The sequence below is a fragment of the Streptomyces sp. NPDC057302 genome (assembly GCF_042667685.1).
In the GTDB taxonomy this organism is placed as follows: Bacteria; Actinomycetota; Actinomycetes; order Streptomycetales; family Streptomycetaceae; genus Streptomyces.
On record NZ_JBHUZJ010000169.1, the window covers coordinates 1 to 3038 of the forward strand.

A 3038-nucleotide genomic window follows, 5' to 3' on the forward strand; every position below is an offset into this window, starting at 1 on the left:
GGCGGGGGGGGGGGTGCGGGGGGGGGGGGGGGGGGGGGGGGGGGGGGGGGTGGTTGCTTTGTTTTTTTTTTTTTCTCGCGCTGGTGGTGGTTTTTTATAAACTCCAACCCCCCCCCCCCCCACCGCTGTGACCGCTATGACACGTCAACGGGCGCTTCAGAGCTCCAGCTTGAAGCCCACATGTGAAGCCGTGAACCCGAGCCGCTCATAGAAACGGCGGGCGTCGGTACGGGTGGCGTCCGAGGTCAGCTGCACCAACTGGCAGTTCTGGCGGCGGGATTCATCGACGGCCCACGTGATGAACTGAGTGCCGAGACCGCTGCCGCGCTCGTCCGCGTGAATGCGTACGCCCTCGATGATCGACCGCGTCGCGCCCTTGCGGGACAGGCCCGGAACGATCGTGAGCTGGAGTGTGCCGACGACGCGTTCCTCGCGCACGGCGACGACCAGGTGCTGGTTCGGGTCTCCGGCAAGGCGTTCGAACGCGGCGAGGTACGGGGTGAGGTCGTCCGGCGACTCGCGGGTGCTGCCCAGGGGGTCGTCGGCGAGCATCTCCACGATGGCGGGGATGTCGTCGGCGACCGCAGGGCGTATCTCAAGATCTCCCATGAGGATCAGCTTATGCAGCCACCTGCCCGCAGGGCAGGCCACTGCGACCACGGGCGTCCTACGCCGGTACGCGCACCGCTTCCACGGCCCTGACCAGCGGGGTGAGCTCCGGGTTCAGGGCTGCCTCGTCGAGCGCCTCGCGCAGCGCGGCGTCATTGGTGGGGCGGGCCTCGGCGAGGAGCGCCGTGCCCGACTCGCTGACGTCCGTGTAGATGCCGCGGCGATCGGTGGGGCACAGATAGCGGGAGAGCAGCCCACGGTCTTCAAGCCGGGTGACCAGGCGTGTGGTGGCGCTCTGGCTGAGGACGACGGCGTCGGCGACCTGCTTCATCTGCAGATGGCCCCCCTCCCCGTCGTGCTGGCGGCTGAGGACATCGAGCAGGGAGTACTCGCGCACGCTCAGGCCGTGCTTGGCCTGCAGGGCGCGCTCGATGTGGGTCTCGATCTTCCCGTGGAGCAGGGAGAGCGCGCACCAGCCCTGCGCAAGGGCGGTCAGTGCGGGGTCCGTCGCTGTCATGGCTCTTGTTCCTCCGTCCCGGAGCGGCTGAGGACCAGGATAGTCCACCCACGCAATATCCGGCGGTTGCAAGTAACCCGCGTGTGCAATTATTGTGGACGCTAGCTAAGCGCACCTGCAACCGTCTGGAAGGTAGAACCATGCCTCTCGCGCTACTGGCCCTCGCGATCGGGGCCTTCGGAATCGGGACCACAGAGTTCGTGATCATGGGTCTGCTCCCTGAGGTCGCGGGTGACTTCGGCGTCTCCATCCCCACGGCCGGTCTCCTCGTGACCGGCTACGCACTCGGTGTCGTACTCGGCGCTCCCCTGATGACCGTTCTCGGCACCCGCATCTCGCGCAAGCGGATGCTGATGCTGCTCATGGGCCTGTTCATCGCGGGCAACCTGCTCTCCGCGGTGGCCCCGGTCTTCGGCGTCATGCTGGCCGGCCGTGTGGTCGCCTCGCTCGCCCACGGCGCCTTCTTCGGCATCGGATCGGTCGTCGCGGCCGAACTGGTCACCCCGCAGAAGAAGGCCGGAGCCATCGCCATGATGTTCACGGGCCTCACCGTGGCCAACGTGGTCGGTGTACCGCTCGGCACGCTCGTCGGGCAGACCCTCGGCTGGCGCGTCACCTTCGCCGTCGTCGCGGGCCTCGGCGTCATCGGCCTGGTCGGCATCGCCAAGCTCGTCCCGGACCTGCCCAAGCCCGAAGGCGTACGGCTGCGCCATGAGCTGGCCGCGTTCCGCAACGTCCAGGTGCTGCTCGCCATGGCGATGACGATCCTCGGCTTCGGCGGTGTCTTCGCCGCCGTCACCTACCTCGCCCCGATGATGACGGACGTCGCCGGTTACGCGGACTCCTCCGTGACCTGGCTTCTCGTCCTCTTCGGCCTCGGCATGGTCGCGGGCAACCTGATCGGCGGAAAGTTCGCCGACCGTGCCCTGATGCCGCTGCTCTACATCTCGTTGAGCTCGCTGGCCATCGTGCTCGCCCTCTTCACCCTCACCGCGCACAACAAGATCGCCGCAGCCGTGACCATCACACTGATCGGCGCCCTGGGCTTCGCCACCGTGCCGCCGCTGCAGAAGCGGGTGCTCGACCAGGCCTCAGGTGCGCCCACGCTCGCCTCGGCCATGAACATCGGCGCCTTCAACCTCGGCAACGCGCTCTCGGCCTGGCTCGGCGGCCTCGTGATCTCCGCGGGCCTCGGCTACACCGCCCCGAACTGGGTGGGCGCGGTACTCGCGGGCTCCGCGCTCGTCCTGGCCGTCGTCTCGGCCGCCCTTGAGCGCCGCTCGGCCGCTCCCAGCCTGATCGTCGCGGGCGTGTCCCCCGCCGAGCAGGCGGCGCCCGTCCACCACTGAGCCAGCTCTCCCTCAATCCAACTCCCCCCATAAGCACCACCGCACTAGGAGAACCTCATGAGCACCACCACCCCCGCCGTCGCCCCGCTGACCACTCAGGACGCCGAGGCACTCGTCACCGCGGCCCGCCGCGCCGCCGAGGCGGCCGACGTCACGGTCAGCGTCACCGTCCTCGACGCGGGCGGCCATCTGCTCGCCTTCCAGCGCGACGACCGGGCCGTGCTGATCTCCGGCGAGACCAGCACCCGCAAGGCGTACACGGCGCTCCAGCTCAACGCCCCGACCGCCGACCTCGTCGACCTGGTCAAGCCCGAAGGCCCCTTCCACACCCTGCCTACCGCCCTCGACCGGCCGCTGCTCTTCATCGCCGGCGGCGTCCCGGTCCACCGTGACGGCCGTCTGATCGGCGCCATCGGTGTCGGCGGCGGGGCGCCCGAGCAGGACCACGGGTTCGCCACGGCGGCCGTGGAGACCCTCGCGTAGGACGACACCGCAGGTCCGACACCGCGCGCGGACACGACGAAGGCCCGCCCTCATCTACCGGAAGCCAACCGGTAGATGAG

4 protein-coding genes are annotated in these 3038 nt (G+C 69.2%); 2 read left to right on the plus strand and 2 right to left on the minus strand.

Annotated features, from left to right (window positions below; all coding sequences use genetic code 11):
• Positions 1–156 precede the first annotated feature (156 nt).
• Entirely contained in the window at positions 157–609 is a 453-nt protein-coding gene (locus tag ACFUPX_RS44035; protein WP_383335384.1) for a GNAT family N-acetyltransferase, read from the minus strand.
• Between the two features lie 58 nt (positions 610–667).
• The gene (locus ACFUPX_RS44040) at positions 668–1126 is read right to left on the minus strand and encodes a MarR family transcriptional regulator (RefSeq protein ID WP_361193741.1); all 459 of its coding nucleotides are present in this window, start codon (positions 1124–1126) and stop codon (positions 668–670) included.
• A 140-nt stretch (positions 1127–1266) separates the two neighbouring features.
• Here ACFUPX_RS44040 and ACFUPX_RS44045 point away from each other — a divergent pair, with 140 nt between their 5' ends.
• Both ACFUPX_RS44045 and ACFUPX_RS44050 read left to right on the plus strand, forming a co-directional pair.
• A complete protein-coding gene (locus ACFUPX_RS44045; RefSeq protein WP_383335386.1) occupies positions 1267–2475 on the plus strand; it encodes an MFS transporter in 1209 nt (402 codons plus the stop codon).
• 57 nt (positions 2476–2532) lie between these two features.
• The gene (locus ACFUPX_RS44050; RefSeq protein WP_383335388.1) at positions 2533–2958 is read left to right on the plus strand and encodes a heme-binding protein; all 426 of its coding nucleotides are present in this window, start codon (positions 2533–2535) and stop codon (positions 2956–2958) included.
• The last annotated feature ends 80 nt before the right edge of the window (positions 2959–3038 follow it).

What these genes read in the sequence shown, in the direction of transcription:
- ACFUPX_RS44035 (WP_383335384.1), bottom strand. Translation starts at nt 609, where the DNA reads ATGGGAGATCTTGAGATACGCCCTGCGGTCGCCGACGACATCCCCGCC.
- ACFUPX_RS44040 (WP_361193741.1), bottom strand. Translation starts at nt 1,126, where the DNA reads ATGACAGCGACGGACCCCGCACTGACCGCCCTTGCGCAGGGCTGGTGC.
- ACFUPX_RS44045 (WP_383335386.1), top strand. Translation starts at nt 1,267, where the DNA reads ATGCCTCTCGCGCTACTGGCCCTCGCGATCGGGGCCTTCGGAATCGGG.
- ACFUPX_RS44050 (WP_383335388.1), top strand. Translation starts at nt 2,533, where the DNA reads ATGAGCACCACCACCCCCGCCGTCGCCCCGCTGACCACTCAGGACGCC.